Raw genomic sequence first — 25,592 nt, forward strand, 5'->3', positions numbered from 1 at the left:
TTAGGAGGAGAATTTAATGATAGATTCCACAAAGGATACTTATAATAAATTGGCTAGCACATATAAAGAAAATCTTGATACAGTAAATCCATATAACAGTTACTATGAGAGACCAGCAATGATGGAAATCATCCCGAAGCAAATACAAGGGATGAAGGTTTTAGATGCTGGTTGCGCAGCTGGTTGGTATTCTTCTCAATTCGTAAACCGAGGTGCAGAAGTTACGGCTATTGATGTAAGTCCAGAAATGGTGAAAACAGCGAGGGAATGTGTAGGTGAAAACGCAACGTTTCTTTGTCATGATCTTGAAGAAACATTACCATTTGAAGATGATACTTTTGATATCATTGTTAGTTCGCTTACTCTTCATTACTTGCAAAATTGGAGTGATGCATTTCAAGAGTTTCATCGCGTCCTTAAACCAGGTGGTTTATTTGTGTATTCAGTTCATCATCCGTTTATGGATTTTACAAAGTTTCCGTGTGAAGATTATTTTAAAACACAGTTACTAGTAGATACTTGGCGTAAACCAAATATTACAATTGAAGTGAGTTTCTTTAGAAGATCACTTCAAGATATTATAAATGAAACAACGAATAATTTTGTATTAGAAGAGCTAGTGGAGCCGAAAGCGATTGAAAAGATGAAGGAAGTAAACGAAAAGTCATATCATTATTTAAACACTAACCCGCATTTCCTTATTATAAAAGCGAAGAATACAAAGTGAAACTGTTTAAATAGCTTGTAAAATTGTTATATTTTACAAGCTATTTTTAGTTTAGGGTTAATAATGGAAAGTATAAACTAGGAGAATTTATAATGATTGGTAAACGAAACAGAATACTATACGCTATCTTTACTATAATCGTAATTGTTTTAGGCCTTAGTTCAAGAAAATTTGCATATGCTTTACCGGATATATTAAATGCTTATTTAGGTGATGCGTTATGGGCATTAATGATTTTTACGGGATTTGGCTTTTTATTTCCTAAAATAGAAACGAAGAAATTAGCTATTATTAGTTTGATATTTTGCTACGGGATTGAAATTAGCCAATTGTACCATGCAGAATGGATAGATAGCATTCGCGCAACGACATTGGGTGGACTCGTATTGGGTTACGGATTTTTGTGGAGTGACTTAGTGGCTTATACAATTGGTATTGGGGTAGGAATGCTTTGTGAGTTTATGTTACGGGAGAAATAAGAGATTTTAAAAAGGGGATTTGTATATGGAGCATGCACTGGAGATTGCAAAGTTTTGGTTTCATGACGAACATGTTACGACTACTGTAATTCAATCCAAAGTCACAAAGGTTACGTGTAATAATAAAGCGTATATTTTAAAGGAAAAGGGATCGATAAAGCAGCTTCTAGTTGAACTAAACGTATTAGAACAGCTTGATGAAAAAGGAATTAGAGTACAAAAATTAGTGAAAACGAAAAGTGATGAAAGGTACGTATTTTATAAAGAGAAGTATTATTGTTTGTATGAATATGTTGCCGGAAGTGTGCTAGAAATAAAAGATACAGAAAAGCTGAAAGAGCTAGGAAGCACAATTGGAGAGGAATTGGCCAATTTACATCAGGCTCTAAATTCAGTAGGGAATGCAAGTGAGTTAATAAAAAGGGATTTGTATAAAGTGGTATACGAGTGGGCTATGCCGATTTTAGAAAAGAATGAGCAGGTTCAGCGTGATGTAATTCAACAAATGAATAACATACATAAAAAATTCAAAGAAAAAGTTCAATTATTACCTAAACAAATTATTCATCGTGATATGCACTTATCGAATGTACTATTTAAAGACAATGAGTTTCAAGGATTTATAGATTTTGAGCTTTTAGAAGAAAACGTAAGAGTATTCGATTTATGCTATTGTTTTACTAGTGTATTAAGTGAGCTATATATGGATGAAACATTAAGAAGGAATTGGTTACAAATTGTTAGAACTATTTTTGAAGGATATTATAAGCAAAATGCATTAACAAGAGAAGAAGTACAGACTATTTGGTACGTCATGCTATCTATACAAATTATCTTTATTACTTATTTTTTCCAGTCAGTAGATTTACTAAAGTTGAATGAAGAGATGTTCTTATGGATTTTTGCGAATAAAGAAGAAATTGAAGAAGCTATAGCAAGTATCGTACTTATATAAATAAAGTAGAAATTTTATTTAGAAGTACGATATGAAAAAGGAGCCATTTATGAAAAAAATAATATTGATTGGTTCTGGTGGTTCAGGAAAATCTACATTAGCAAAGCAGTTAGGAAATAAACTAAAAATACAGGTGTATCATCTTGATGCGTTATTTTGGAAACCGAATTGGGTAGGTGTTCCGAGGGAGGAACAAAGAACAGTTCAAAATGACTTAATTAAAGAAGAAAAGTGGATTATTGATGGGAATTATGGCGGGACAATGGACATAAGAATTAACGCAGCTGATACAATCATCTTTCTTGATATTCATAGAACGATATGTGTTTATCGTGCTTTTAAAAGAATTGTACAATATCGGAATAAAACTAGACCAGATATGGGAGAAGGATGTGAAGAAAGGTTTGACTTGCAATTCTTTAAATGGATATGGGAGTATTCTAAGACGAAAAGACCTTCAATTTTAAAAAGACTAGATCAATTAAGTCAGGATAAAGAAATTATTATTTTAAAATCTCCAAATGAAGTTCAGCGATTTTTAAAAGAAGTGCGGCAAGTATAAATTTATGCACTAAAAGAGTAAATTTTGTTCCATTTTAAAATGGAGGGATAACATTGAATGAAATCATTCGCTCGATTGATTCTTACATGGTAAAAATTCCAGTAGGAGAGGTAATATTAAGAGATGATCGAATAAAAAAAGAATGGAAAGTTCAAATTAAGCCGTTTCTTCTTGCAAAGTATGCTGTAACGATGAGATTATATGATGCCGTTACGAATAATACACCAAATGTATTCAAAGGAAATAATAAACCAGTTGTAAATATTTCATGGAATGATGCGATTCTGTTTTGTAATTTACTTTCAAAAAAAGCGGGATTAAAAGAATATTATTCTATTAGTGATGATGGTCAAAAGGTTCGTTGTAATTTAGATTCCAACGGCTATCGATTACCTTCTGAAGCAGAGTGGCAATATGCATGTAAAGCAGGAACTACTGGATACATATATGGAGAACTTAAAGAGATTGCTTGGTATAATGAAAATTCAGAGGGACATATTCATGAAGTCGGTAAAAAAGAATCGAATGCATGGGGATTATATGATATGTTAGGGAACGTTTGGGAATGGTGTTATGATTTGTATGATGAAAAGGTATATGGATCGTATCGAATTTTCCGGGGCGGTAGCTGGGCTGAAGAAGCGAGAGGTTGCGGTGCTACTTGTCGTAGGCGTAGTCATCCTACATTTCGTATAGATGATCTTGGATTTAGGCTTGCTAGGTCCATTTAGAAAGAGAATAAGAGATAGGAGTATGGAAAGTACCCGTACTCCTAATGACAACATAGAAATCATTTAACTTAAGGAGTGTTTATATTGGCACGTGTATTATTCATTAATGTTGGATCAGAAGGACATATTAACCCAACGATTCAAGTTGTAGAAGAACTGATTGCACGAGGAGAAGAAGTAGTTTATTTTTCAATAGAAGCTTTCAGAGAGCGTATTGAGAAGACGGGTGCTACTGTACGAACAATTGACGACCAAAAGTTTTTACAAGCTTTCCTTTCCAGTGGTCGAAATTATTTGTCAGAAAGAATAAATGGTCTTTTACATACAGCAGATGTTATTATACCGAGTGTACTAGAACAAATTGAAGGGGAACATTTTGATTACATCATACACGACTCTATGTTTGGCTGTGGACGTTTAATTGCTCAAATTCTAAAGCTGCCAGCAATTAATTCGTGTACATCTTTTGCGCAGGATGAAATATCATTTGAAAGAATGTTAGACCATCTTTCGAAAAATATCCCTGTGGAAATTAATGATAGAATTAATAATGATTTTCAAAGCTTAAAAACAGGAATTAAAGAAAAATATGGTGTTGAAATCCAATCACCTTATGAAGTTTTCTGTAATCCCGCACCACTTACCATTGTTTATACAACAAGGGAATTTCAACCTTTTGGGGATGCATTTGACGAAACTTTCAAATTTGTAGGACCATCTATCTCTACACCAATCGCAAAAGAGGGCTTCGATTATACTTTAATTAAAGAGAAAAATTCGATTTATATTTCACTAGGCACTGTTTTTAATGAAGCGATTGATTTTTATAAACTTTGTATTAAGGCATTCGAGAATAGTGACCATGCGATTGTTATGTCTATTGGCAGCAAAACAAAAATAAGTGATTTAGGTGATATTCCTGAAAACTTCATTGTGAAAAATTATGTACCACAAACTGAACTTCTTACATATTCGAAATTATTTATTACACACGGCGGGATGAACAGTACACATGAAGGACTCTATAACGGTGTTCCACTCATTGTAATTCCGCAAAGTGCAGATCAACCGGTAATTGCTCAGCAAGTGGAGAATCTTGGGGCAGGAGTTAAGTTACATATGAAAGAATTAACTGAGGATCAACTACGTGAAAGTGTTGAGCTAGTATTAAATAATCCGTCATTTAAAGAAGCTTCTTTGAATATGAAGGAGTCTTTCCGAAAGTCAGGTGGGCATAAGCAAGCTGTTGATGAGATTTTTACATTTATAGGTCGGTAGTAAATTTAAAACTGTACATGAGAACAGTGTCTATGAAAGGGTATTATATGAATCCATAATGCAGATTCATATAATACCCTTTTTATTACGCCAATTCTTTCGTCATAAGAATGTGCGGAATTCCATCTTCCATAAATACGTCAGATGAGGTTTGATAGCCTAATTTTTTATAAAATCCTTCGGCATGTGTTTGACCGTGTAATTTAACTTTGTTTGCTTCTTTGTTGCGAGCAATCTCTTCTAATGCTTGAATAATTACTTTTCCTAATCCGTATTTGCGATAGTCTTTTAAAATACAAATTCTTTCTAGTTTACCTATCCCGTCAACAAATCGTATACGACCAGTACCTACAGGAAGCTCATTATAATAAACTAAAATATGTTTGCATTCTTCGCCAATTCTATCGAATGTATCGAACTCGTCTTCAAGAGGAACACCTTGTTCTTTTACAAATACTTCTTTACGAATGTGAAAGGCAGTTTCTAAATCTGTAAATTCTGTTATGAGTTGTGATTCCAATTTGTTCAGCCCTTTCTAGAATGATATGTATGTGTTTTCATAGTATATCATACAGTAGCGTTATAAATGGAAAAAGAAAAACTGACTTTCAAAAGTCAGTCTTTAAAGCAGTTAATATTCTTTTATTCCGTTTTCTGTTCCAATGATTGCTTTGCTCGTCATATTAATAAATAATCCTGTTTCAACTACACCAGTAATCATTTTTAGTTCTTTATGTATGTCATTTGGATTCAATATTTTATTTGGAAAAATACAATCAATAATGAAATTACCGTTGTCGGTAATAAATATTCCATCATTTTTCATACGTATATGTGTTTCGCATCCTAATGTTTGAACTCTCTTTTCAGTTTGTTTCCAAGAGAAGGGGGTAATTTCAATAGGAAGTGGAAAGGCGCCTAAATGTGAAACGAGTTTGGATTCATCTGCAATAATAATAAGTTTTTCAGAGGAGGCAGCGACAATTTTTTCGCGAAGTAATGCACCACCACCACCTTTTATTAACTGCAAATTCGAATCAATTTCGTCTGCACCATCGATTGTAAGATCGAGTATTTCAATTTCATTTAAAGAGATTAACGGAATAGATAGTTGTTTAGCTAATGCTTCAGTTTCTTTTGACGTTGGTACAGCTTGAATGGATAAACCTTCTTGCACACGTTTCCCTAATTTTTGTATTGTCCAATATACGGTGGAGCCTGTGCCGAGTCCAACTTTCATATTGTCTTGTACAAAATTCGCAGCATATTCACCGGCGAGTTGTTTTAAATTCATCGCTTTACTCCGCCGGACGTGGTCCAGCATCTAAGCCAGAATTTTCAACTGTAAGGATAGGGCGGACAGTAATATCTTTGTGTACACGCATTTGGCACGATAATCTTAAATGATCTTCAATTCCTTTTTCCGTAATCGCTTGTTTTTCATCATTTGTGGGATCACAAAAATCACCTGCAATGACTTCAACTCGACAAGTTGTACATCTTGCTTTGCCACCGCAACGATGTAGAATATGTACACCGTTATCTTCAAGTGCTAATACTAATTTCGTTCCTTCTTTAATATCAAAAGTTCCGGTACCTTCAACTGTTAATTTTGGCAAATTGATTCCTCCTCATGTAAAATTCTATATAACATATTTATGACCCGTATTCATGAACATAAACATAAAATTTATTATAAGCCCCGTAACTTTTTTATTTGTTCAATCGTTTATTAAGTAAGCGCTGAAAAGGAGTGGTTATTTTGTGCACAAAAGTAACGCAATTCTTAAAGGATCATATCGATATGAATCATTCAAATATAAATTTTTTAATCGAGAATTATGCGGAGTTAAAAAGATATTGTACATTTCTAACGAAAAATAAATGGGACGGTGAAGATCTCGCGCAAGAAGCAGTGTGTAAAGTTCTTCAAAAGTATAGTGATAAAGATATTTGTATGACGCTTCTATATAAAATAGCTAGAAACCGGTGGCTAGACCAAGTTAAGGTAAAGTCAGTTCAAGAGAAAATGGAAGAACAAAATACATTTGAAGAGCCACATGAAAAGATTGCAGATTTGCATGAGATGGTAGGAAAAGTACTATTTTCGCTAAATGTGCAACAATCTGTAATTTTATTATTAAAGGATGTTTTTCAGTATAGTATCGCGGATATTGCAAAAATATGCTCTGTATCAGAAGGTGCGGTTAAAGCATCGTTATTTAGGAGTAGAAATAGGCTGAAAACTGTAAGTGAAGAAGGCATTGAAATAGTGGAGTACACGGATGATGTTGAAATCGTTGTAACTTCTATTCGTGAAGAAAGACCTGAATTGTTGACGAAACTTCTCCCAACAATAGATTTCACTAAGTTACCATCAATACAACCGGTGTTATTATTCAGTATGAAAAAACCTTCTTCTTACAGTTGTATGCTTAGTGCGGCATAAAATAAATGGAGGGATTTATAATGAATGCAATTCCTTACGTAGTAGAACAAACGAGATTAGGAGAGCGCTCCTATGATATATATTCAAGGTTATTAAAAGACCGAATTATTATGATTGGTTCTGAAATTAACGATCAAGTTGCAAGTAGTGTAGTAGCACAATTATTGTTTTTAGAAGCGGAAGATGCAGAAAAGGATATATTCCTGTATATCAATAGTCCAGGTGGTTCAACGACAGCGGGATTTGCAATATTAGATACGATGAATCTTATTAAACCAGATGTGCAAACGCTTTGTATGGGCTTAGCGGCATCATTTGGTGCACTATTATTATTATCAGGTGCAAAAGGTAAACGCTTTGCGTTACCTAATAGTGAAATTATGATTCATCAACCGCTCGGTGGTGCGAAAGGGCAAGCGACGGAAATTGAAATTACAGCAAAAAGAATATTAAAATTAAAACACGATATTAATAAAATTATCGCAGAGCGAACAGGGCAACCAGTTGAAAAAGTAGCACATGATACAGAAAGAGATTATTTTATGACGGCAGAAGAAGCGAAGGAATACGGGATTTTAGATGATGTCGTTACGAAAAAATAAAATAAAGCAGGCTAGAGATTATAATTTATTCTCTAGCCTGCTTTTTAATCTTTTATCCATCCATCAACTAATGTTTGATTCTTTTTAATCCATTTTCGTGCAGCTTCTTCTGGGTCTTTCGTTTTATTTAACATGACCATTAACGTACCAAGCTGCTCATCGTTCATTTTCCATTTATCAAAGTATTTCACAATATCAGGATGATCTTTTTCGAAACCTTTACGAACTGAGTAATAAATGTCATCTTTTTCACCATATACTTTCTTAGGGTCTTTTAAATATTTCAAGTCAAATTCTGAAAAACCCCAATGTGGATTCCAAAGCGTAACAGCGATTGGTTTCTTTTTCGTATATGCCTTTTTTAGTTCGCTCATCATCGCAGCTTCTGAAGATTGGACAAGCTTTAGTTTTATATCATATTCCTTCATTGCTTTATTCGTTAAATTCATAAGACTACTGCCAGGTTCAATCCCGACAATTTTATCTTCTAACTCATCTTTATGAGCATTTAAATCTTCAATGCTGTTAATGTTTTTCACATAAGAAGGAACGACTAAACCAAGTCCAGTACCTTCATACCATTTTGATTTTAAGACAATGTCATTTTTATAACGATCGTTTAATGGTTTATCCGTAACAGGAAGCCATACTTCTAAATTAGCATCAACATCACCGCGAGCGACTCCAGTCCAAATCGCAGCTTTTTCTAAATACATAAGCTCTACTTTATAACCTTTTTCTTCTAATAAAACTTTCCACATATTTGCGGTTGCAATATTTTCTTTCCAACTTGTTACACCAAGTTTAATTTTTCCTTTCGAATTTGCATTTGTTGCATTACAAGAAGTGAAAATCATACTAATAAATAATAAAAGACTTAATATCCATATTTTTTTTCGCATTAAAAAACCTCCTATGAAACCTTAACTCATATAAATAAATCTATAAGTGAACACTCTTATTATGAACGGAAACGAGAATTTTAAAGGAAACTTATGAATGTCATTTTTATGTAATATTTATTTGTAAAATCGCAACACTATGTGAATAGATGGGTAGGAAAGGAGTAGCTGTATGAAAAATACGAAAGTACGTGTCGAGAACGTAACAAAAGTTTTCGGGAAAAATCCTCAAAGAGCGGTTGCTTTATTAAAGGAAGGAAAGAGTAAATCTGAAATATTAAAAGAAACGGGAATGAATGTTGGTGTGAAAAAGGCAACATTCGATGTGTATACAGGAGAAATATTTGTCATAATGGGATTATCCGGTAGCGGAAAATCAACGTTAGTTCGAATGCTAAATCAATTAATCAAACCCACAGCAGGTCATATATACATAGATGGTGAAGACATCGCAACGATGGGAAAAGAAGAATTGCGAAGAGTGAGAAGAACGAAGATGAGCATGGTATTTCAAAAGTTCGCTTTATTTCCGCATCGTACAGTTATACAAAACGTTGCGTATGGTTTAGAAATACAAGGAGTTCCAGTAGAAGAACGAGAAAATAAAGCGTTAGAATCATTGAAGTTAGTAGGACTTGAACATCATAAAGATAATTACCCTAGTCAACTTAGTGGCGGTATGCAGCAACGTGTTGGAATTGCAAGGGCGTTAACGAATGATCCGGATGTTTTATTAATGGACGAGTCGTTTAGTGCGTTAGATCCGCTTATTCGAAAAGAAATGCAAGATGAATTGTTAGAGTTGCAAGATAAAATGGAGAAAACAATCATTTTTATTACGCATGACTTAGATGAAGCCCTTCGAATTGGTGATCGAATTGCATTAATGAAAGATGGAGAAGTAGTTCAAATTGGAACACCAGAAGAAATAATGATGAGCCCTGCGAATGAATTTGTAGAGAGATTTGTCGCAGATGTTAATTTAGGAAAAGTCATTACGGCAGAATCGATTTTAAAAAGACCAGAAACGTTATTAATCGACCGTGGGCCTCGTGTAGCTCTACAAATTATGAGAAATGCGGGTGTTTCTACTGTATATGTTGTGAACAAAAAGTATGAGTTTTTAGGTATTTTAACAGCGGATGATGCTAGTAAAGCTGTGCAAAAACAGTGGCCAATTGCTGATTTATTACTTAATGATATTCCGCACGTTTATTTAGATACTTTGCTTGAAGAAACGTATGCAAAAATGGCGGAGATGAAATTTCCATTACCAGTAATTGATGAAAAGAAAAGGTTAAGAGGAATTATTAAACGTGAAAGTGTCATTCAAGCTCTTGCAGGTAATATCGAGGAAGAGGTGAAAGACGATGAATAATATTCCGCGTATTCCGTTAGGCGAATGGGTTGATACATTTGTTGCGAGTTTATATGATCACTTTGAAGGGTTATTCCGAGGGTTCTCCTATATTATCGGCGGATTCGTTGATTTACTCACTAATTTTTTAACAATAATACCAGCCATATTGATGATTATTATCGTGTGTTTCCTCATTTGGTACACAACGAAAAAAGTATCTTTAGTCATTTTTACTATTATCGGTTTACTGTTCATTTTAAACATTAACTATTGGGGACAAACGATGCAAACTTTAGCGCTCGTACTCACTTCAGTTATTATTTCCATTATAGTCGGCATTCCAATTGGTATTTTAGCATCACAAAATGAACGCTTTTCAAAATTTTTAAAACCGACATTAGATTTTATGCAAACAATGCCGGCATTCGTATATCTCATTCCCGCAATAACATTTTTTGGAGTAGGCGTTGTACCAGGTATTATTGCTTCCGTTATTTTCGCAATGCCACCGACAATCAGATTTACAGACTTAGGAATTAGACAAGTTCCAGAAGATTTAATTGAAGCAGCAAATGCATTTGGCTCTACCGCATCACAAAAATTATTTAAAGTACAATTACCACTCGCAACGGGTACGATAATGGCAGGAGTGAACCAAAGTATTATGCTTTCGTTATCAATGGTTGTAACGGCTTCACTTGTAGGGGCACCAGGACTTGGAGTCGATGTTTACCGCTCCGTTACACAAGTAAATATCGGAATGGGATTTGAAGCTGGACTAGCTATTGTAGTAATTGCGATTGTATTAGACCGAATTACACAAGGGTTTCATCAAAAAAGAAAATAAAAAAGAAAACACACTTTATACTTCAAAGTGTGTTTTTAATTATGTTCGGAAAGATTACATCCGAACGATAACTGAACCTCCAGCTGGTGCACAAACTTGGTTTTGCTGTTGTTCCATTGATTTAATTAAATGATTATTTTCTTCGATTAAAGAGATTAATTTTGCTAATTGGCTCTCAAGGCTTGCAATGCGCTGCATCATGTATTGAGAATCATGATGAAGTGTATTCCTCGCAGTGTGGGGGGGATAAACATATTGCTGATTTAAATTTGGATTCCAATGAGGATGCATATGAATTGTTCCTCCTTAAATGAATTACAGATCTTTCTTATAGTAAATGCCTATACATATTTAATGGTGACTTATAAAAAAATTTCATTAGAAGAGGATATTGTAAAGACAATGGATAAGTAGTGTTATAACTGCAATTAGTTTGTATTATTGTAATTATTTGGATGAATCGGCGAGTTTAGCTATAACAAAGTTTTGTATGAGTGGAAATGTTGTTAATTTAGCCTCTATGGTATTCATTAATATTATTGATAGCCATGAACAAAGGGGGATTTTTATTGGCTAGTAATAAAAAAAGTAATGAGGCAATGGCAACAGGAATCGGTATAGGTATCTTTATTGGATTGGCTCCCGGTTTATTTGCAGACAATCTAGTAATAGGAATTGCAATAGGGATTGCAGTTGGAATGGGGATAGTTTTATATAGAAATCAGAAATAGATTGTCCTTTTAATATTGGTTTTTAAGATAAAAAAAGTACAAACATCCTCATTTTATTTCTGAAAAATCAAACTATTAATCCTGTTTTTATGATATTATATAATGTAAATTTAAGGAAAGAGGGATGGATATGTCAATAAAAAAACAAACAAATGAAAACTGCTTCATTTGTCAAAAACATAAAGGAAACATAGCAGTTTCAGGCGGGGCAATTTATGAAGATGATCTTGTATACGTTGGACATGTCCATTGGGATGACGAAGAAACATATCTTGGTTATGTAATGATAGATATAAAGAGACATGTACCTGGCCTTGCTGAGCTAACAGATGAAGAAGCGAAAGCGTTCGGACTGATAACAAGTAGAATAAGTAAAGCGCTAAAAGAAAGCGAAGGTGCAGAACATATTTACACTTTCGTTTCAGGAAATGGTGTACCACATATGCATATGCACATTATACCGCGTTATCCAAATACACCAAAAGAATATTGGTCACCAACTGAAGTAGCGGAATGGGCAGGTGCACCGCATGGTGACTCAGAGGAAATTAAAAAACTATGCGAAAGAATACGAAAGTATATGGTAAATAAGTATGTATACAACAAATAATACACAATATTCATGGGTTGGAAGTAGAGAAATGTGTTTAGGGGAAGTTTCAGTTAAGCAATATGGCGATATCGTACTCGGTAAATATGGTGGTAATATAAGTGCTGGAGCGAAAAAGAATGAAGATGGTGCGTTAGTTTGGTCAAATGATCATTGGGAATTCGCCGCTATTTTAGACGGACATAATAGTGCAGAAAGTGTTGATTTAGTAGTAAATACAATCCAAAAAGAATATGAAAATATAAATGCGATAATGGAAGAACCAATTGAAACAGTATTTCGATCTGTTGAAAATCATATACTTACAGTTTTTCAATCACAATCATTTAAAGAAGAATGTGAAAAAGTTAAAGGTGAAACAGCTTGTTTAATCTCTGTAAGAAAAGAAAATTATATTTGGTGGCTATCTATTGGGGATTGTCTAGTATATGTGTTTCATGAAGAGTTACATAAACTAGGCCAACATGCACTAAACCAGCGTCATTTTTACGAATGGATTGGTAATATTAATACATTTTCTTTACCAGTTCCTTGTTATTCTTCAGGAATCCGCGAATTACGTACAGGGAAAAATCGAATTGTAATGGTAACAGACGGTGTATTAGAATGCGGAGAACGAATTTATGAAAATCCATCAAATTTGTATAAAAATATGAGCGAAAATACGAAAGAGCTAACAGACTGTGTTCAAAATATATTAAATCACGTTCATCATCAATTAGGACGAGATAGTGCGACAATTATAAGTTGGGATTATGAAAATGATGTGTATGCTACGTATCCGAGTGATCAGCCTGAGAAAATCAAGAAGATAAAGTAAAGGGGGAGACCTCTCTGTATCATGTAAAAGTAATTGTATTAGTTTTATGGATCATATTCTTAATTGTCTTAGAAAATATATTGAGAAAAAAGCTGAATATACCGAGACAAAAAGGATGGAATAATCAATATGTGAACAAGTCTCATAAATGGGGAAACAGGATTATCATTTTTTCTTATATAGTGGTTATAATTATATGTTCTTCTCTTTCAAATCCTCTATACATGGGCTTTTTACCTTTTCTGTTTTTAATTACGTTATATAGTTTCGGAGCATTTATGGAATGGAAATATGATCGGGAATCGAGGGAGTTTTTGATGTCCTTAGGTGGGGCTGTATCATTAATGATAACGGGGCTGATTTTATATTTACTTATTTAATACGTATTGATTACGGCCCTGTGGAAATATCATATAATGAGCAATTAAGGGAGCGGAAAAATGAAAGGTCCTCAATTACGTACTGAAGCAATAATTTTAAATGAAGATTGTTCTAAAGTGCTTGTTCAATGTGACGAGAATGAATCATTTTACCGTTTTCCAGGTGGCTCTATTGAATTTGGTGAGACGGCAAAAGAGGCTATAATGCGAGAGTTAATGGAAGAATATAATTTGAAAGTTTGTGTTCAAGAATTAGCAGTTGTAAGTGAGCATTTTTTTGAGTGGAACGGAGAAAAAGGACATCACTGCACATTGATACATAAGGGATATGTTGAACAAATAATTACTAAAGAAATAAGACATAAAGAATACAAAGACATTATATTAATATGGAGAAGTCTTGAGGAATTAAAGGAGAAGCCAACAGATCCTAAGGAGATTATAAGCTATTTGGAAGGAAATGGTGTTAACATAGTCCACTTTATTTATAAAAATTAAATGAAGTAATGGGGGATGGCTATGGGGAAATCTGCTTTTTTGATTATAATTATAGGTGTTTGTATAGCTGGATACTTTTTAGAAAAGTTTTTAAGAAAAAAATTGAATATGCCTGAGAGAAAATTTTGGATTTATAAACATGTAAATAGTTTACATGTGAAGCTGGAAATAGGGTTATTTATTATTTATCTTATAGCTAGCTTTATTTATCTCTATAAAGTTGAAAATTATAACATGGGGTATGCTATGTTTACTTATTTTGGGACGCTATGGATTTTAAGAGCATGGATGGAATGGAAGTATGATAGAGAATCAAAAGAATATATTCTCTCAATAATCGGATTATTTGCATTTGTTTTTATGATTTCGATGTTATTTTATTTTGATCCTCTTTCCACATAGTGACATTGGGAAAAAATGGCGAAAATTTAAAAAGAGTAGCTACCATTATTTATTTTGACAGCCACTCATTTTGTTTACTTCTTTGTAAAACTCCTCAAAACAAGAAATTCCCACAATCTCCACGGAAGAATCTTCTTCGCAAAGATTATAAATTTTACCCCTTTTCCAATCGGATATCGTAATGTAGTATGTTTTGCTTCGGCGATTTCAACGATTTTATTTGCTACATCTATCGGATTACCCAATGTATCACTGCCGCTATTAATATGTTTTTGTATTTTATCCATATATTCTTTGTAAGGAGAGGGTGTATCAGATTTGTTTTCAACTAATTGTTTGCCTACTTCCCATATGTTCGTGTTATAAGAACCAGGTTCAATTAATGCGACATCTATCCCGAAAGGTTTTACTTCTAAGCGAAGGGATTCACTCCAGCCTTCTAATGCATATTTTGAAGAAACATAAGGGGATAGACCAGGGAATCCGACTTGTCCGCTAATGCTGCTTACGTTAATGATTTTACCGCTTTTTTGTTTACGCATATAAGGTAATACAAGTTGGGTTATTGATATAGCTCCGAAAAGGTTCGTTTCAAATTGTTTACGGTATTCTTCTGTTGGAATTTCTTCTACAAAGCCACCATTTGCATAGCCTGCATTATTGATGAGAATATCTACTCTGTTCATCTCTTCTAAAAACAATTGAAAGTTATGTATAGAGTTTTGTTCTGTTACATCTAATTGTTGTACTTTTATATTATCGTGTAAGTTAAGTGCAGTAGCTTGAGTTATTAAGTTTATTTGTTTATCAAGGTTTCGCATAGTAGCGATAACAAAATAATCTTTTTTCGCTAGTTCAAGCGTCGTTAATAGTCCGAATCCACTTGATGCACCTGTAATAACCGCAATTTTTTTATTCATTGTCCGCTCGCTTTCTTTTTCTTTTATCATAACGAGTAATAAGGAGAAAATCTATTAATCTTATATATTGTTTTTATACATGTAATAGCAATTAGTAGTATTTCTGTATTCTAGGAGACGCTTATGGATTGGGTGCTTTAAGTTTATTTTAGTGCATATGTATGGAAATGGGGCAAAAAAGAGGGAAGCGTACAGACTCAGCGTATATAGAAAAGAGAGTATTGCATTCATGCTGATGAATTTAAGTTTTTATAATGGGGGGAAGCAAAGTGTTCCATGTTAAAGACGTTTTAGCAAATCAGTTATTAGCAAATGCGAATGATCCGAGTTGGTATATTCCATTTTCAGATGCAGTAAAAGATTTATCTGAGAGAGAAGCTTTCTGGAAGCCGAATGAAGAGAGTAATAGTATAGCTGAAATTGTACAACATTTACTGTATTGGAACTCGACGTGGCAAACAAGGTATAAAGAATCAAATGTTAATGCCGTGCCCGCTATCGGTGATAATAACAAAAGTTTTAAGCTATCAGATAATCAAACATTTGAAGAGTTAAGAGAAAAACTACTAGAGAAATTGTTACAATGGCAAAATCTTATAAATGAAGATAAGGTTGAAAGTGATGTAGTTGGATTTCCTGTATCTGCGAAGTGGTGGGAAGTATTAGCTAATGTAACAACTCATAATGCGTATCATATTGGTCAAATTATTTACATTCGGAAATTACAGAAGCATTTTGATAGTGAATAATGTAATAATTCTCAAATTGAGTGAACAAAAGTGGACAAAACGAGACAACCGTCTCGTTTTGTCCACTTTTTTATTTTTAAAAGGAAGAGAAAACCTATTAAATCAAGGATTGGAATCTGGCACGGTACTTGCAATATAAAAGACGAACAAGAAAATAGGAGGGCTGGACATGTTAAAAACAACTGAAAGTAAAGGGAATGAAATTACGAAAGAACAAGCTCGTTGGATGTATGAAAAAATGTTAGAAATTCGTAAGTTTGAAGATAAGGTGCATGAATTGTTCGCGCAAGGCGTTCTACCAGGTTTCGTTCATTTATACGCTGGAGAAGAAGCAGTAGCAGTTGGTGTATGTGTCCACTTAACAGATAGCGACAGTATTACAAGTACACATAGAGGACACGGTCATTGTATCGCAAAAGGTTGTGATTTAAATGGAATGATGGCTGAACTGTTTGGAAAAGCGACTGGATTATGTAAAGGAAAAGGCGGGTCAATGCATATTGCCGATTTAGATAAAGGAATGCTTGGTGCGAATGGAATTGTTGGCGGTGGTTTTCCACTTGCTTGCGGTTCAGCATTAACAGCTAAATATAAAGGAACAAAAGATGTGAGTGTTTGCTTCTTCGGTGATGGAGCAAACAATGAAGGAACATTCCACGAAGGAGTTAACTTAGCGGCGATTTGGAAGTTGCCAGTTATTTTTATCGCAGAAAATAACGGTTACGGGGAAGCAACTACATTTGAATATGCTTCAAGCTGTGACTCAATTGCTGATCGTGCGAAAGCTTACAATATTCCAGGTGTTCAAGTGGATGGAAAAGATCTTCTAGCAGTATATAAAGCAGCTGAAGAAGCGGTTGAGCGTGCACGTAATGGTGGTGGCCCAACTTTAATTGAATGCATGACGTATCGTAATTACGGTCATTTTGAAGGAGAAGCACAAACATATAAAACTGCGGAAGAAAAAGAAGAACATTTAAATGAAAAAGATGCGATTGTGCATTTTCGCAAACATTTAATTCATGAAGGCTTATTAACAGAATCCGAACTTGTCGATATGGAAAAAGCAGTAGATGAAGCAGTGCAACAATCAATTGAATTTAGTGAAAATAGTCCATATCCAGCTGATGAAGAATTATTAGAAGATGTATACGTGTCTTACAAATAAGAGGAGGGTGAAAAACAATGACTAGAACAGTAAGTATGTCAACTGCAATTAATGAAGCGATGAAATTATCAATGCGCCGTGATGAAAATGTCATATTAATCGGAGAAGATGTTGCGGGTGGTGCACAAGTTGATCATTTGCAAGATGATGAAGCGTGGGGCGGGGTTCTAGGGGTAACGAAAGGCCTTGTTCAAGAGTTTGGGAGAAATCGTATATTAGACACGCCTATTTCTGAAGCTGGTTATATGGGAGCAGCCATGGCAGCTGCAGCAACTGGATTACGTCCAATTGCAGAATTAATGTTTAATGATTTTATCGGTAGTTGTCTTGATCAAGTTTTAAATCAAGGTGCAAAATTCCGTTACATGTTTGGCGGGAAAGCGAAAGTACCAGTTACAATTCGTACGATGCACGGTGCTGGATTTAGCGCAGCTGCACAGCATTCTCAAAGTTTATATGCTTTATTTACAAGTATTCCAGGTATTAAAGTTGTTGTTCCATCCACACCGTATGATGCAAAAGGTTTATTATTAGCGGCAATTGAAGATGATGACCCAGTAATCTTCTTTGAAGATAAAACTCTTTACAATATGAAAGGCGAAGTTCCTGAAGGATATTACACAATTCCATTAGGAAAAGCAGATATAAAACGAGAAGGGTCTGATGTAACGATAGTTGCAATCGGAAAGCAAGTTCATACTGCGCTCGCTGCTGCTGAGCAATTATCGAAAAAGGGACTAGAAGTAGAAGTCATTGATCCGCGTTCTTTATCACCACTTGATGAAGATACAATTTTAGCATCTGTTGAAAAAACAAATCGTCTTATCGTTATTGACGAAGCGAACCCAAGATGTAGTAATGCAACTGACATCGCAGCGATTGTAGCGGATAAAGGTTTTGATTTATTAGACGCGCCTATTAAGCGAATAACAGCGCCACATACACCAGTTCCGTTCTCACCACCACTTGAAAAATTATATTTACCAACGCCAGAGAAAGTGATTGAAACTGTATCAGAAATGATCGGAGACCGTTCTTTATTAAATGTGTAATGAAACGATGAGAAGGGAGAGAGAAATATGGCTGTTGAAGTTGTAATGCCGAAGTTAGGGATGGCGATGAAAGAAGGTATTATTACGAGTTGGAATATTAAAGCGGGAGATAATGTAGCGAAAGGTGAATTAATCGCTAGCATTAACTCAGAAAAAATTGAAACTGAAATAGAAGCGCCAGCTGATGGCACTATATTGGATATAGCTGTAAGCGAAGATGAAGGAGTTCCGCCTGGTACCGTTATTTGCTATATAGGTAAACCGGATGAAAAAGTAGCTGCGCATGGAGCGGTAGATATTATAGAGGAATCTGCACCTAAAGAAGTAGCTCCTCAAAATGTACAGCATACAGAACCGTATGCGAAAGAAGGAACGAAACAAAGAATGAAAATTTCTCCAGTAGCGAAAAAAATTGCAAAAGCTGAAAATCTTGATATTGCAACATTAATAGGAACGGGTCCTGGAGGAAGAATTACAAAGGCAGATGTATTAAAGGCACTTGAAGAAAAAGTAGTTATTCCAGAAACGTTTGGAATAGAGGAAAGTACAACAATTCCTGTTACTGGTATGCGCAAAGCGATTGCAACTCGTATGCACGCAAGCTTGCAAAATAGCGCGCAATTAACATTAACGATGAAAGTAGATGTTACAGATTTAGTAGCTTTACATAAAAATATGGCTGAAATTGTGCAAAAACGATACGATAATAAACTAACAATTACTGATTTAGTTTCTCGTGCTGTTGTATTGGCACTTAGGGAGCATAAAGAAATGAACAGCGCTTATATAGATGATGCAATTCATCAATTTGAACATGTTCATTTAGGTATGGCAGTAGCATTAGAAAATGGTTTAGTCGTTCCAGCTATTCGCTTTGCAAATAATTTATCTTTAGTAGAGTTATCAAAAGAAATTAAGAAAGCTGCGCAAAAGGCAAGAGAAGGTAGTTTAAGTAGTGATGAAATGCAAGGAACGACATTTACAATTAGTAATTTAGGAAGTTTTGGAATTGAGTATTTCACACCAGTATTAAATACACCTGAGACTGGTATTTTAGGTGTAGGTGCAATTGAACATGTTCCAGTATATAAAGGGGAAAAATTGCAAAAAGGAAGCATATTACCATTAAGTTTAACATTCGATCATCGTGTATTAGATGGTGCACCAGCAGCTGCATTTTTACGCACAATTAAACAATATTTAGTAGAACCCGTAACAATTCTTTTATAAAGAGAAGGTGAGAGAATGAGTAAATTAGTTGTAATTGGAGGCGGGCCAGCTGGCTATGTAGCGGCGATAACCGCTGCTCAAAATGGTAAAGAAGTCGTTCTTATTGATGAAGCTGACCTTGGCGGAACGTGTTTAAATGTCGGGTGTATGCCTACAAAATCATTGTTAGAAAGTGCTGAAGTATACGATATTGTTAATCATGCGAATCGTTTTGGAGTATTAGTAGATAAGCAGAATGTATCAATTGATTGGAAACAAATACAGATGAGAAAATCACAAATCGTAACGCAGCTCGTCCAAGGTATACAATATTTAATGAAGAAAAATAAAATTAAAGTTTTAAAGGGAAAAGCAAAATTTGTAACGGATCATCGTTTACAAGTTATACAGGGTAATAAGGAAGAAGTAGTCGATGGTGAGCAATTCATTATCGCATCGGGATCAGAACCAACTGAGCTTCCATTTGCTCCATTCGATGGAAAGTGGATATTAAATAGTAGTCATGCAATGTCTTTTGAGAGTGTACCATCTTCATTACTTATCGTTGGCGGTGGTGTAATAGGCTGCGAGTTTGCAAGTATATATAGTCGCCTTGGAACGAAAGTAACGATTGTTGAAATGGCACCACAATTACTACCTGGTGAAGATGAAGATATCGCAAGCATCTTAAGAGAGGAACTAGAAAAAGACGGCGTAGAAATTTTCACAGGAGCAGCTTTAAAAGGATTAAATAATTATAAAAAACAAGCGATGTTTGAATATGAAGGTAGAATTCATGTGGTATCTCCTGAGTATGTTCTTGTATCTGTTGGCAGAAAACCACGTGTGCATGTATTAGGTTTAGAGAATGCTGGAATCCAATTTTCTAATAAAGGGATTACTGTAAATGAGCATATGCAAACAAATATACCGCATATTTACGCAGCGGGTGATGTTATTGGAGGGATTCAGCTTGCTCACGTCGCCTTTCATGAAGGGACAACAGCAGCATTACATGCGAGCGGAGAAGGTGTGCAAGTAAATTATCATGCTGTACCACGCTGTATATACACAGCTCCTGAAATCGCAAGTGTTGGCTTAACTGAAAAAGGAGCTAGAAAGCAATACGGTGATATCCTCATAGGAGAATTCTCATTTACTGCGAACGGAAAAGCTCTTATTTTAGGAGAACAAATGGGGAAAGTAAAAGTCATCGTTGAACCTAAATATCAAGAAATTGTAGGAATATCTATTATCGGTCCTCGTGCAACCGAATTAATCGGACAAGGAACGGTGATGCTTCATACAGAAGTAACCGCTGATATAATGAGAGATTACATTGCAGCACATCCAACTTTATCTGAAGCAATTCATGAAGCATTATTGCAGGCGATAGGACATGCTGTGCATGCATAAGTAGAAAAAGACCAGTCTTAAATGACTGGTCTTTTTATTTGGATACTAGATTATCAAGTTTCCAATATGTATTTGTTAATGGAGCAACTTTACTATCTATGTACAAATACATATTATTTAAATCTTTTGGTGAAGTTTTCATATTAAATATAATGTCAGTAGTTAAAGAGAACTCGAGTGGAACATTTTTATATTTCTCATCATCTACTGGATGAACTTCACCTTCATATTTTTGACCAGTTTTTTCATCTTTTATGAAATATTTTATTTCTGAAAGATCAATAGTTTTTCCGTCGGCTCGAACATTATTAATCATAACACGAGTTGAAAGGCGCCACTCTTTGTCTATTTTTTCAAATTTTGCATTTTCAACAGTTGCTCTATAGTATTCGTTTTTAACTATTTCCCCATAGTGCATTGCATTCTTTTCGAGAGCGCTCTTTTCTTGTTTTGGTGTAGCACTTCCATTACATCCTGCCATTATTCCTATAAATAATAATGCTGTACAAGTTACTTTAATTAAAGATTTCATAGTAATTCCTTTCTGTATTAAAAAGTAAAACATAGGAATAATTTTACATCAATAGGAAAATAAATGTAAGTCTTTTTGTGGAATATGCAAATATGCATTTATTTGGTGTTAAAATTAATGAAATAGAAAGAGAGAAAAAACCCGCATAAAGCTGGGAAAATAAGAATTGAAAATATTGTAAAACGGAAGAAACGTGCATATAATTAACATGAAGTTTAAATTTCTGAATCTTCAATAACGGTGGTGAGAACATGTTTACTGAAGAACGTCGAGAGAACATTTTAGAACTGCTTAAGAAAGATGGAAGAGTAATCGCAAAGGATCTTGCGGAAAGGTTCGATATGTCTATCGATTCTATAAGAAGAGATCTGTCAATAATGGAGAAAGATGGTTTATTAAAAAGAACACACGGGGGTGCGGTTGAACTTGCGCGAGTGAGAAATTTAGCTGCTGAACCATCTAAACGTTATAGTGATAGTTCAATATACGAGAAAGCAATTGCTAAAGTTGCTGCTTCCTATATACATGAAGCAGAGTCAGTTTTTATTGGTGGGGCTTCAGTTCATTGTGCCATGTTAAAGTTTTTACCCGAAACATCATTTACAGTTATAACAAATTCTATAGAGGTAGCTAGTAAATTGCGGGAATGTAAGAACATTGATACATATTTAATTGGTGGTAAGGTGAAAAATTCAGGAAATATTACTGATACACTTGCCTCTGAGTCAATTGGAAGTTTTTCTATTGATGTTAACTTTTCTACAGGTGAAGGCATTTCAATAAGTGGTATAAGTGCTGCAACACCTGAAGTTGCTTATTTTAATAAAAGGGTAAGTGAAATTGCCAGAAGAAATATTTGTTTAGCACCCCATAATAAACTTGGAATAGATTGCTTTATAAAAGGAGAGTCACTAAAAGAAATTGACCTTATTATAACAGACGAAGAAGCTAGTAAAGAAACCATTCATGAATTTGAGAAACAAGGTAAACAAATTGTAATAGCGCCAATGTGCTAAATTTGAAAGGAGTTTGTAATGATTATAAAAGAGCAAGAGTTTCATATAAATGGATTAGTTTATACAATTCGTTCCGCAGCTGAGACAGATGCAGATCAGTTATCGAAACTACGAGTACAAATTGATGGAGAAACTGAAAATATGGATAGAGAACAAGGTGAGGGATTTATAGATGCGAAAGGATTCCAGGAAATAATAAAAACAGATAGTGAAAAAATGAAAAATCTCTTTTTAGTTGCGGAAGTTCGTAATCGTATCGTTGGATTTTCAAGATGTGAAGGCTCGGACTTAAAGAGATTGTCTCATAAAGTAGAGTTTGGCGTTTGTATTTTAAAAGAGTTTTGGGGATATAGGATTGGAAAGGAATTTTTACAAGAATCTATCAATTGGGCTGACGCAAATGAAGTGAAAAAAATAGCGTTACAAGTATTAGAAACAAACGACAAAGCAATGCATCTTTATAAAAAATTAGGTTTTGAAGTAGAAGGTGTTCTGAAAAATGATAAGCGGCTGTCGGATGGTAAGTATTACAATACGGTTATCATGGGCAGATTTAACGATACCTCTCATAAAAGAGGTGATGAAATATGTTTTACAGAAGAAAATATTATAAAGTGAAAAGTGAATTTGTTGAAATCTTTAATAACCATTTCAATGATACAAATTTACCTAATCAATTAAAATATGGTTCCCGTTTAATTGGACGCTGGATGAAAGATAATAATGATGGTACGACTGAAGTGTTTGCCATATGGGAATATGATAGTTTTGAAGATTATGTAGAAATTGAAACGAAAATTAGAAGTGATGAGATGCACGTGAAAAGAATACATGATTGGTATGAAAAGTATGGAGGGAGAGAGTATGTTTTACAAGAGTATATATTGGAGATGAAAAATGAGAAGTTACTACATACTGTAAAATGATGACGAGGTGAAGTGAAGTGGAAATTAAAACAAAATTATTTGTTAGTTTAGCATTTACTATTTTATTTATCGTCGCGGTGGTAATATTCTTTTTTAATAATAATCCGATAAAGTGGTTTTGGTTATGTATTTTACTAGGATCAATTATACAGAATATAGTTTTATTTAAAAAATATAAAGAGATTCATTAAGATATTCAAATTATTAACATATTTGTGTCGTCTTTCTAATTGTATTGTAAACGCTTTTAACCGGTTTTATAATAAAAGTATGTTTTTAAATCTCCAAATAATTAAAGGGGAGATGATACAATGTTAGCTTCACCGCATTACGTACATACATGGCAAAAGTTTGTGGATGAAGGTGTACTCGATTCAGACCGGATAAATAAAAGAATTTCAGAGTCATGGTATCGCTGCAAACAAGCAAATGTAAATCCTCATATAAATAAAGGTCAGAACATTTTGACTTCTAGTGTTTTTCAAGATCAAAAACAAAAGAGTGAAATTTTTCTTGATATAGCATTACCTCATTTACAAAATATGAAGAAAACAATTGATGAATTGCAAATGATGGCTTTATTAATTGATCCAGATGGTTATGTCCTATCGTTAAGTGGAAACCAACAAACGTTAAAACGAGCGAAACATATTAATTTCATTGAAGGTGTGAAATGGACGGAAGCAGCTGTTGGCACAAATGCGATAGGAACAGCACTAGAAATTGAAGAAGCTATTATGATAAGTGGTACAGAGCATTATTCCGTCGCATCACATAGCTGGAGTTGTGCGGCTGCTCCCATTCATAACGATGATGGGAAATTAATTGGTGTTCTAGATTTCTCATGTCCAATTGAGTTTTCGCATCCATATATGCTTGGCATGGTAACTTCGATTGCACATGCGATTGAACGTGAATGTAGTATTCGAGTACATCAAAATGAACTACACTTAATTCACCGTTTTTTAGATGTAATTGATAGTGATGAACAAGTAGTTGTTTGCAATCATCGTGATGTTATTGTTTCAGCAAGTAAGCGAATTCGTGATCGAGTATCTAATTGGTCGCGAATGAAACTTGAAAATTTAATGCAAAATGGATTGAAAATTAAATTAGAAGTACCTGTATATAGTAATGATAGATTGATAGGGAAATGTATTTATTTAAAGGAAAATAAACAAACGAATGTACATTCTACTTTCCCGTTAATGAAAGGGATTTCTTTTCCTGGAGTTATTGGGACAAGCAGTGCCTTTCAACATACATTAGAAGAAATTAAGCTTGTTTCACTGACTGACGCTAGTGTATATGTATGTGGTGAAACAGGTGTAGGGAAAGAATATGTTGCGAGAGCTATTCATGAAAATAGTCCAAGAAAAAGTGGTCCTTTTATAGCCGTTAACTGCGGTTCATTGCCGAAAGAGCTAATGGAAAGTGAATTGTTTGGATATGCTGAAGGAGCGTTTACAGGTGCGCGACGTCAAGGATATAAAGGGAAATTTGAACAAGCGAACGGAGGAACGATATTTTTAGATGAAATTGGTGAAGTACCACCAGAGATGCAAGTAGCGCTATTGCGTGTTTTACAAGAACGAACAGTAACACCAATTGGAAGTTCAAAAGAATTTCCAGTAAATATTCGTATTATTACCGCGACGCATAAAGATTTACTAAGATTAGTAGAAGAAGGGAAATTCCGTCAAGATTTATATTATCGTTTACACGTTTATCCGCTATATGTTCCTTCATTATTAGAAAGAAAAGAAGATATTCCGTATTTCATACAACATTTTTGCGAACGAAAGAAGTGGAATGCTCAATTTCCAAAGAGTATTTGTAATCAATTTTCACAGCATATATGGCCCGGAAATATTAGAGAATTATTAAACGTATTAGAACGTATTTACATTTTGTCGCAAGGACGGGAAATATGCGGAAAACAAGTCTCTTTTTTATTACAAACAATGATGGGAAATCAACAAAAACTTGAATTACAAGCTGAAAATAAAACGGAACATACATTAAATTTCCGTGAAAGAATACAGCGTGATAGCATGATCGAAGCACTTCAAAAGACGAACGGAAATGTTTCATTAGCTGCTAAACTATTAGATGTGCCCCGTAGTACATTTTATAAGCGAATGCAAAAATTTAGACTATAAAAGTAGATTTTTGTAATCTACTTTTTCTTTATGTGCTCAAGTTCTGTCGGAATGTGCGCTTACCAGGGAAATAATAGAATAGTTAGAAAAAAGATTTCCTAAAGGAGGT

At 34.3% G+C, this 25,592-nt stretch carries 32 protein-coding genes; 25 read left to right on the forward strand and 7 right to left on the reverse strand.

Annotated elements, in window-relative coordinates; all coding sequences use genetic code 11:
* Positions 1-16: 16 nt before the first annotated feature.
* The 6 genes from ACTFQM_RS01800 (at position 17) to ACTFQM_RS01825 (ending at position 4,732) form a co-directional block, all read left to right on the forward strand.
* Positions 17-727, forward strand: a complete 711-nt coding sequence (locus ACTFQM_RS01800) for a class I SAM-dependent methyltransferase (protein ID WP_440033245.1) — start codon at positions 17-19, stop codon at positions 725-727.
* 92 nt (positions 728-819) lie between these two features.
* The gene (locus ACTFQM_RS01805) at positions 820-1,206 is read left to right on the forward strand and encodes a DUF2809 domain-containing protein (RefSeq protein WP_440033246.1); all 387 of its coding nucleotides are present in this window, start codon (positions 820-822) and stop codon (positions 1,204-1,206) included.
* Positions 1,207-1,231: 25 nt separating this feature from the next.
* Positions 1,232-2,161, forward strand: coding sequence for a phosphotransferase enzyme family protein (locus ACTFQM_RS01810; RefSeq protein ID WP_440033247.1), 930 nt, complete (start codon positions 1,232-1,234; stop codon positions 2,159-2,161).
* 49 nt (positions 2,162-2,210) lie between these two features.
* Positions 2,211-2,723, forward strand: coding sequence for a DNA topology modulation protein (locus ACTFQM_RS01815; RefSeq protein WP_440033248.1), 513 nt, complete (start codon positions 2,211-2,213; stop codon positions 2,721-2,723).
* A 53-nt stretch (positions 2,724-2,776) separates the two neighbouring features.
* Positions 2,777-3,454, forward strand: coding sequence for a formylglycine-generating enzyme family protein (locus ACTFQM_RS01820; protein WP_440033249.1), 678 nt, complete (start codon positions 2,777-2,779; stop codon positions 3,452-3,454).
* A gap of 84 nt (positions 3,455-3,538) precedes the next feature.
* Positions 3,539-4,732: a macrolide family glycosyltransferase gene (locus ACTFQM_RS01825; RefSeq protein ID WP_440033250.1), complete on the forward strand. Its 1,194-nt coding sequence runs from the start codon at positions 3,539-3,541 to the stop codon at positions 4,730-4,732.
* An 85-nt stretch (positions 4,733-4,817) separates the two neighbouring features.
* Here the strand turns inward: ACTFQM_RS01825 and ACTFQM_RS01830 are convergent, their stop codons facing one another.
* The 3 genes from ACTFQM_RS01830 to ACTFQM_RS01840 form a co-directional block, all read right to left on the reverse strand.
* Positions 4,818-5,252: a GNAT family N-acetyltransferase gene (locus ACTFQM_RS01830; RefSeq protein WP_327903018.1), complete on the reverse strand. Its 435-nt coding sequence runs from the start codon at positions 5,250-5,252 to the stop codon at positions 4,818-4,820.
* Between the two features lie 111 nt (positions 5,253-5,363).
* Positions 5,364-6,026 carry a ribose 5-phosphate isomerase A gene (gene rpiA / locus ACTFQM_RS01835; protein WP_440033251.1) on the reverse strand — a complete coding sequence of 221 codons (663 nt, stop codon included), beginning with the start codon at positions 6,024-6,026 and terminating at the stop codon, positions 5,364-5,366.
* A 4-nt stretch (positions 6,027-6,030) separates the two neighbouring features.
* Positions 6,031-6,351, reverse strand: a complete 321-nt coding sequence (locus ACTFQM_RS01840) for a 2Fe-2S iron-sulfur cluster-binding protein (RefSeq protein ID WP_002172267.1) — start codon at positions 6,349-6,351, stop codon at positions 6,031-6,033.
* 143 nt (positions 6,352-6,494) lie between these two features.
* On the opposite strand from ACTFQM_RS01840, the gene ACTFQM_RS01845 reads away from it, so the two are divergent.
* On the forward strand, positions 6,495-7,181 hold the full coding sequence (locus ACTFQM_RS01845; protein WP_440033252.1) for an RNA polymerase subunit sigma-70: 687 nt from the start codon (positions 6,495-6,497) through the stop codon (positions 7,179-7,181).
* 20 nt (positions 7,182-7,201) lie between these two features.
* On the forward strand, positions 7,202-7,783 hold the full coding sequence (gene clpP, locus ACTFQM_RS01850) for an ATP-dependent Clp endopeptidase proteolytic subunit ClpP (RefSeq protein ID WP_440033253.1): 582 nt from the start codon (positions 7,202-7,204) through the stop codon (positions 7,781-7,783).
* A 44-nt stretch (positions 7,784-7,827) separates the two neighbouring features.
* Here clpP and ACTFQM_RS01855 read toward each other — a convergent pair whose 3' ends face one another.
* On the reverse strand, positions 7,828-8,685 hold the full coding sequence (locus tag ACTFQM_RS01855) for a glycine betaine ABC transporter substrate-binding protein (protein WP_440033254.1): 858 nt from the start codon (positions 8,683-8,685) through the stop codon (positions 7,828-7,830).
* Between the two features lie 172 nt (positions 8,686-8,857).
* On the opposite strand from ACTFQM_RS01855, the gene ACTFQM_RS01860 reads away from it, so the two are divergent.
* Complete coding sequence (locus ACTFQM_RS01860; RefSeq protein ID WP_002172263.1) at positions 8,858-10,063, forward strand: quaternary amine ABC transporter ATP-binding protein; 1,206 nt, start codon at positions 8,858-8,860, stop codon at positions 10,061-10,063.
* Positions 10,056-10,892: an ABC transporter permease gene (locus ACTFQM_RS01865; protein ID WP_025148531.1), complete on the forward strand. Its 837-nt coding sequence runs from the start codon at positions 10,056-10,058 to the stop codon at positions 10,890-10,892. The genes ACTFQM_RS01860 and ACTFQM_RS01865 overlap by 8 nt, the downstream gene beginning before the upstream one ends.
* Before the next feature lie 54 nt (positions 10,893-10,946).
* Here the strand turns inward: ACTFQM_RS01865 and ACTFQM_RS01870 are convergent, their stop codons facing one another.
* Complete coding sequence (locus ACTFQM_RS01870) at positions 10,947-11,183, reverse strand: hypothetical protein (protein ID WP_141548850.1); 237 nt, start codon at positions 11,181-11,183, stop codon at positions 10,947-10,949.
* Positions 11,184-11,440: 257 nt separating this feature from the next.
* On the opposite strand from ACTFQM_RS01870, the gene ACTFQM_RS01875 reads away from it, so the two are divergent.
* The 6 genes from ACTFQM_RS01875 to ACTFQM_RS01900 all read left to right on the forward strand — a co-directional run bounded on the left by ACTFQM_RS01875 (position 11,441) and on the right by ACTFQM_RS01900 (position 14,333).
* A complete protein-coding gene (locus tag ACTFQM_RS01875) occupies positions 11,441-11,623 on the forward strand; it encodes a septum formation initiator (RefSeq protein ID WP_098304846.1) in 183 nt (60 codons plus the stop codon).
* A 130-nt stretch (positions 11,624-11,753) separates the two neighbouring features.
* The gene (locus tag ACTFQM_RS01880) at positions 11,754-12,233 is read left to right on the forward strand and encodes an HIT family protein (protein ID WP_440033255.1); all 480 of its coding nucleotides are present in this window, start codon (positions 11,754-11,756) and stop codon (positions 12,231-12,233) included.
* Positions 12,211-13,053: a PP2C family serine/threonine-protein phosphatase gene (locus ACTFQM_RS01885; protein WP_440034371.1), complete on the forward strand. Its 843-nt coding sequence runs from the start codon at positions 12,211-12,213 to the stop codon at positions 13,051-13,053. Before ACTFQM_RS01880 ends, ACTFQM_RS01885 begins: the two co-directional genes overlap by 23 nt.
* Positions 13,054-13,067: 14 nt before the next feature.
* Positions 13,068-13,433, forward strand: coding sequence for a DUF4181 domain-containing protein (locus ACTFQM_RS01890; RefSeq protein ID WP_440034372.1), 366 nt, complete (start codon positions 13,068-13,070; stop codon positions 13,431-13,433).
* Positions 13,434-13,493: 60 nt separating this feature from the next.
* Entirely contained in the window at positions 13,494-13,931 is a 438-nt protein-coding gene (locus ACTFQM_RS01895) for an NUDIX domain-containing protein (RefSeq protein ID WP_440033256.1), read from the forward strand.
* A 21-nt stretch (positions 13,932-13,952) separates the two neighbouring features.
* Positions 13,953-14,333 (forward strand): DUF4181 domain-containing protein, encoded by a 381-nt coding sequence (locus ACTFQM_RS01900; protein WP_440033257.1) that lies wholly within the window; start codon positions 13,953-13,955, stop codon positions 14,331-14,333.
* A gap of 74 nt (positions 14,334-14,407) precedes the next feature.
* Here the strand turns inward: ACTFQM_RS01900 and ACTFQM_RS01905 are convergent, their stop codons facing one another.
* The gene (locus ACTFQM_RS01905; protein ID WP_440033258.1) at positions 14,408-15,253 is read right to left on the reverse strand and encodes an oxidoreductase; all 846 of its coding nucleotides are present in this window, start codon (positions 15,251-15,253) and stop codon (positions 14,408-14,410) included.
* A 269-nt stretch (positions 15,254-15,522) separates the two neighbouring features.
* On the opposite strand from ACTFQM_RS01905, the gene ACTFQM_RS01910 reads away from it, so the two are divergent.
* The 5 genes from ACTFQM_RS01910 (at position 15,523) to lpdA (ending at position 20,847) form a co-directional block, all read left to right on the forward strand.
* Complete coding sequence (locus ACTFQM_RS01910; protein ID WP_440033259.1) at positions 15,523-16,002, forward strand: DinB family protein; 480 nt, start codon at positions 15,523-15,525, stop codon at positions 16,000-16,002.
* A gap of 169 nt (positions 16,003-16,171) precedes the next feature.
* Positions 16,172-17,170 (forward strand): acetoin:2,6-dichlorophenolindophenol oxidoreductase subunit alpha, encoded by a 999-nt coding sequence (gene acoA, locus ACTFQM_RS01915; protein WP_440033260.1) that lies wholly within the window; start codon positions 16,172-16,174, stop codon positions 17,168-17,170.
* Between the two features lie 17 nt (positions 17,171-17,187).
* Complete coding sequence (acoB, locus tag ACTFQM_RS01920) at positions 17,188-18,222, forward strand: acetoin:2,6-dichlorophenolindophenol oxidoreductase subunit beta (protein WP_440033261.1); 1,035 nt, start codon at positions 17,188-17,190, stop codon at positions 18,220-18,222.
* Between the two features lie 27 nt (positions 18,223-18,249).
* Complete coding sequence (locus tag ACTFQM_RS01925; RefSeq protein WP_440033262.1) at positions 18,250-19,452, forward strand: dihydrolipoamide acetyltransferase family protein; 1,203 nt, start codon at positions 18,250-18,252, stop codon at positions 19,450-19,452.
* Between the two features lie 15 nt (positions 19,453-19,467).
* Positions 19,468-20,847 carry a dihydrolipoyl dehydrogenase gene (gene lpdA / locus ACTFQM_RS01930; protein ID WP_002172247.1) on the forward strand — a complete coding sequence of 460 codons (1,380 nt, stop codon included), beginning with the start codon at positions 19,468-19,470 and terminating at the stop codon, positions 20,845-20,847.
* Positions 20,848-20,881: 34 nt separating this feature from the next.
* Here lpdA and ACTFQM_RS01935 read toward each other — a convergent pair whose 3' ends face one another.
* The gene (locus tag ACTFQM_RS01935; RefSeq protein ID WP_440033263.1) at positions 20,882-21,379 is read right to left on the reverse strand and encodes a hypothetical protein; all 498 of its coding nucleotides are present in this window, start codon (positions 21,377-21,379) and stop codon (positions 20,882-20,884) included.
* Positions 21,380-21,630: 251 nt separating this feature from the next.
* On the opposite strand from ACTFQM_RS01935, the gene ACTFQM_RS01940 reads away from it, so the two are divergent.
* The 4 genes from ACTFQM_RS01940 to ACTFQM_RS01955 all read left to right on the forward strand — a co-directional run bounded on the left by ACTFQM_RS01940 (position 21,631) and on the right by ACTFQM_RS01955 (position 25,483).
* A complete protein-coding gene (locus tag ACTFQM_RS01940) occupies positions 21,631-22,395 on the forward strand; it encodes a DeoR/GlpR family DNA-binding transcription regulator (protein ID WP_440033265.1) in 765 nt (254 codons plus the stop codon).
* Between the two features lie 18 nt (positions 22,396-22,413).
* Positions 22,414-23,013: an N-acetyltransferase family protein gene (locus ACTFQM_RS01945; protein WP_440033266.1), complete on the forward strand. Its 600-nt coding sequence runs from the start codon at positions 22,414-22,416 to the stop codon at positions 23,011-23,013.
* Entirely contained in the window at positions 22,983-23,321 is a 339-nt protein-coding gene (locus tag ACTFQM_RS01950; protein WP_440033267.1) for an NIPSNAP family protein, read from the forward strand. The genes ACTFQM_RS01945 and ACTFQM_RS01950 overlap by 31 nt, the downstream gene beginning before the upstream one ends.
* Before the next feature lie 311 nt (positions 23,322-23,632).
* A complete protein-coding gene (locus ACTFQM_RS01955) occupies positions 23,633-25,483 on the forward strand; it encodes a sigma-54-dependent Fis family transcriptional regulator (protein ID WP_440033268.1) in 1,851 nt (616 codons plus the stop codon).
* Positions 25,484-25,592: the final 109 nt, after the last annotated feature.

The organism is Bacillus cereus group sp. MYBK30-2, from assembly GCF_051915945.1.
Lineage (GTDB): Bacteria > Bacillota > Bacilli > Bacillales > Bacillaceae_G > Bacillus_A > Bacillus_A paramycoides.

Coding starts and splice junctions, on each gene's coding strand:
- ACTFQM_RS01800 (WP_440033245.1), top strand. CDS start 17: ATGATAGATTCCACAAAGGATACTTATAATAAATTGGCTAGCACATAT.
- ACTFQM_RS01810 (WP_440033247.1), top strand. CDS start 1,232: ATGGAGCATGCACTGGAGATTGCAAAGTTTTGGTTTCATGACGAACAT.
- ACTFQM_RS01935 (WP_440033263.1), bottom strand. CDS start 21,379: ATGAAATCTTTAATTAAAGTAACTTGTACAGCATTATTATTTATAGGA.
- ACTFQM_RS01865 (WP_025148531.1), top strand. CDS start 10,056: ATGAATAATATTCCGCGTATTCCGTTAGGCGAATGGGTTGATACATTT.
- ACTFQM_RS01950 (WP_440033267.1), top strand. CDS start 22,983: ATGTTTTACAGAAGAAAATATTATAAAGTGAAAAGTGAATTTGTTGAA.
- ACTFQM_RS01880 (WP_440033255.1), top strand. CDS start 11,754: ATGTCAATAAAAAAACAAACAAATGAAAACTGCTTCATTTGTCAAAAA.
- ACTFQM_RS01955 (WP_440033268.1), top strand. CDS start 23,633: ATGTTAGCTTCACCGCATTACGTACATACATGGCAAAAGTTTGTGGAT.
- acoB (WP_440033261.1), top strand. CDS start 17,188: ATGACTAGAACAGTAAGTATGTCAACTGCAATTAATGAAGCGATGAAA.
- acoA (WP_440033260.1), top strand. CDS start 16,172: ATGTTAAAAACAACTGAAAGTAAAGGGAATGAAATTACGAAAGAACAA.
- ACTFQM_RS01895 (WP_440033256.1), top strand. CDS start 13,494: ATGAAAGGTCCTCAATTACGTACTGAAGCAATAATTTTAAATGAAGAT.
- ACTFQM_RS01875 (WP_098304846.1), top strand. CDS start 11,441: ATGAACAAAGGGGGATTTTTATTGGCTAGTAATAAAAAAAGTAATGAG.
- ACTFQM_RS01860 (WP_002172263.1), top strand. CDS start 8,858: ATGAAAAATACGAAAGTACGTGTCGAGAACGTAACAAAAGTTTTCGGG.
- ACTFQM_RS01905 (WP_440033258.1), bottom strand. CDS start 15,253: ATGAATAAAAAAATTGCGGTTATTACAGGTGCATCAAGTGGATTCGGA.
- ACTFQM_RS01900 (WP_440033257.1), top strand. CDS start 13,953: ATGGGGAAATCTGCTTTTTTGATTATAATTATAGGTGTTTGTATAGCT.
- ACTFQM_RS01855 (WP_440033254.1), bottom strand. CDS start 8,685: ATGCGAAAAAAAATATGGATATTAAGTCTTTTATTATTTATTAGTATG.
- ACTFQM_RS01870 (WP_141548850.1), bottom strand. CDS start 11,183: ATGCATCCTCATTGGAATCCAAATTTAAATCAGCAATATGTTTATCCC.
- ACTFQM_RS01940 (WP_440033265.1), top strand. CDS start 21,631: ATGTTTACTGAAGAACGTCGAGAGAACATTTTAGAACTGCTTAAGAAA.
- rpiA (WP_440033251.1), bottom strand. CDS start 6,026: ATGAATTTAAAACAACTCGCCGGTGAATATGCTGCGAATTTTGTACAA.
- ACTFQM_RS01815 (WP_440033248.1), top strand. CDS start 2,211: ATGAAAAAAATAATATTGATTGGTTCTGGTGGTTCAGGAAAATCTACA.
- ACTFQM_RS01925 (WP_440033262.1), top strand. CDS start 18,250: ATGGCTGTTGAAGTTGTAATGCCGAAGTTAGGGATGGCGATGAAAGAA.
- ACTFQM_RS01805 (WP_440033246.1), top strand. CDS start 820: ATGATTGGTAAACGAAACAGAATACTATACGCTATCTTTACTATAATC.
- lpdA (WP_002172247.1), top strand. CDS start 19,468: ATGAGTAAATTAGTTGTAATTGGAGGCGGGCCAGCTGGCTATGTAGCG.
- ACTFQM_RS01945 (WP_440033266.1), top strand. CDS start 22,414: ATGATTATAAAAGAGCAAGAGTTTCATATAAATGGATTAGTTTATACA.
- clpP (WP_440033253.1), top strand. CDS start 7,202: ATGAATGCAATTCCTTACGTAGTAGAACAAACGAGATTAGGAGAGCGC.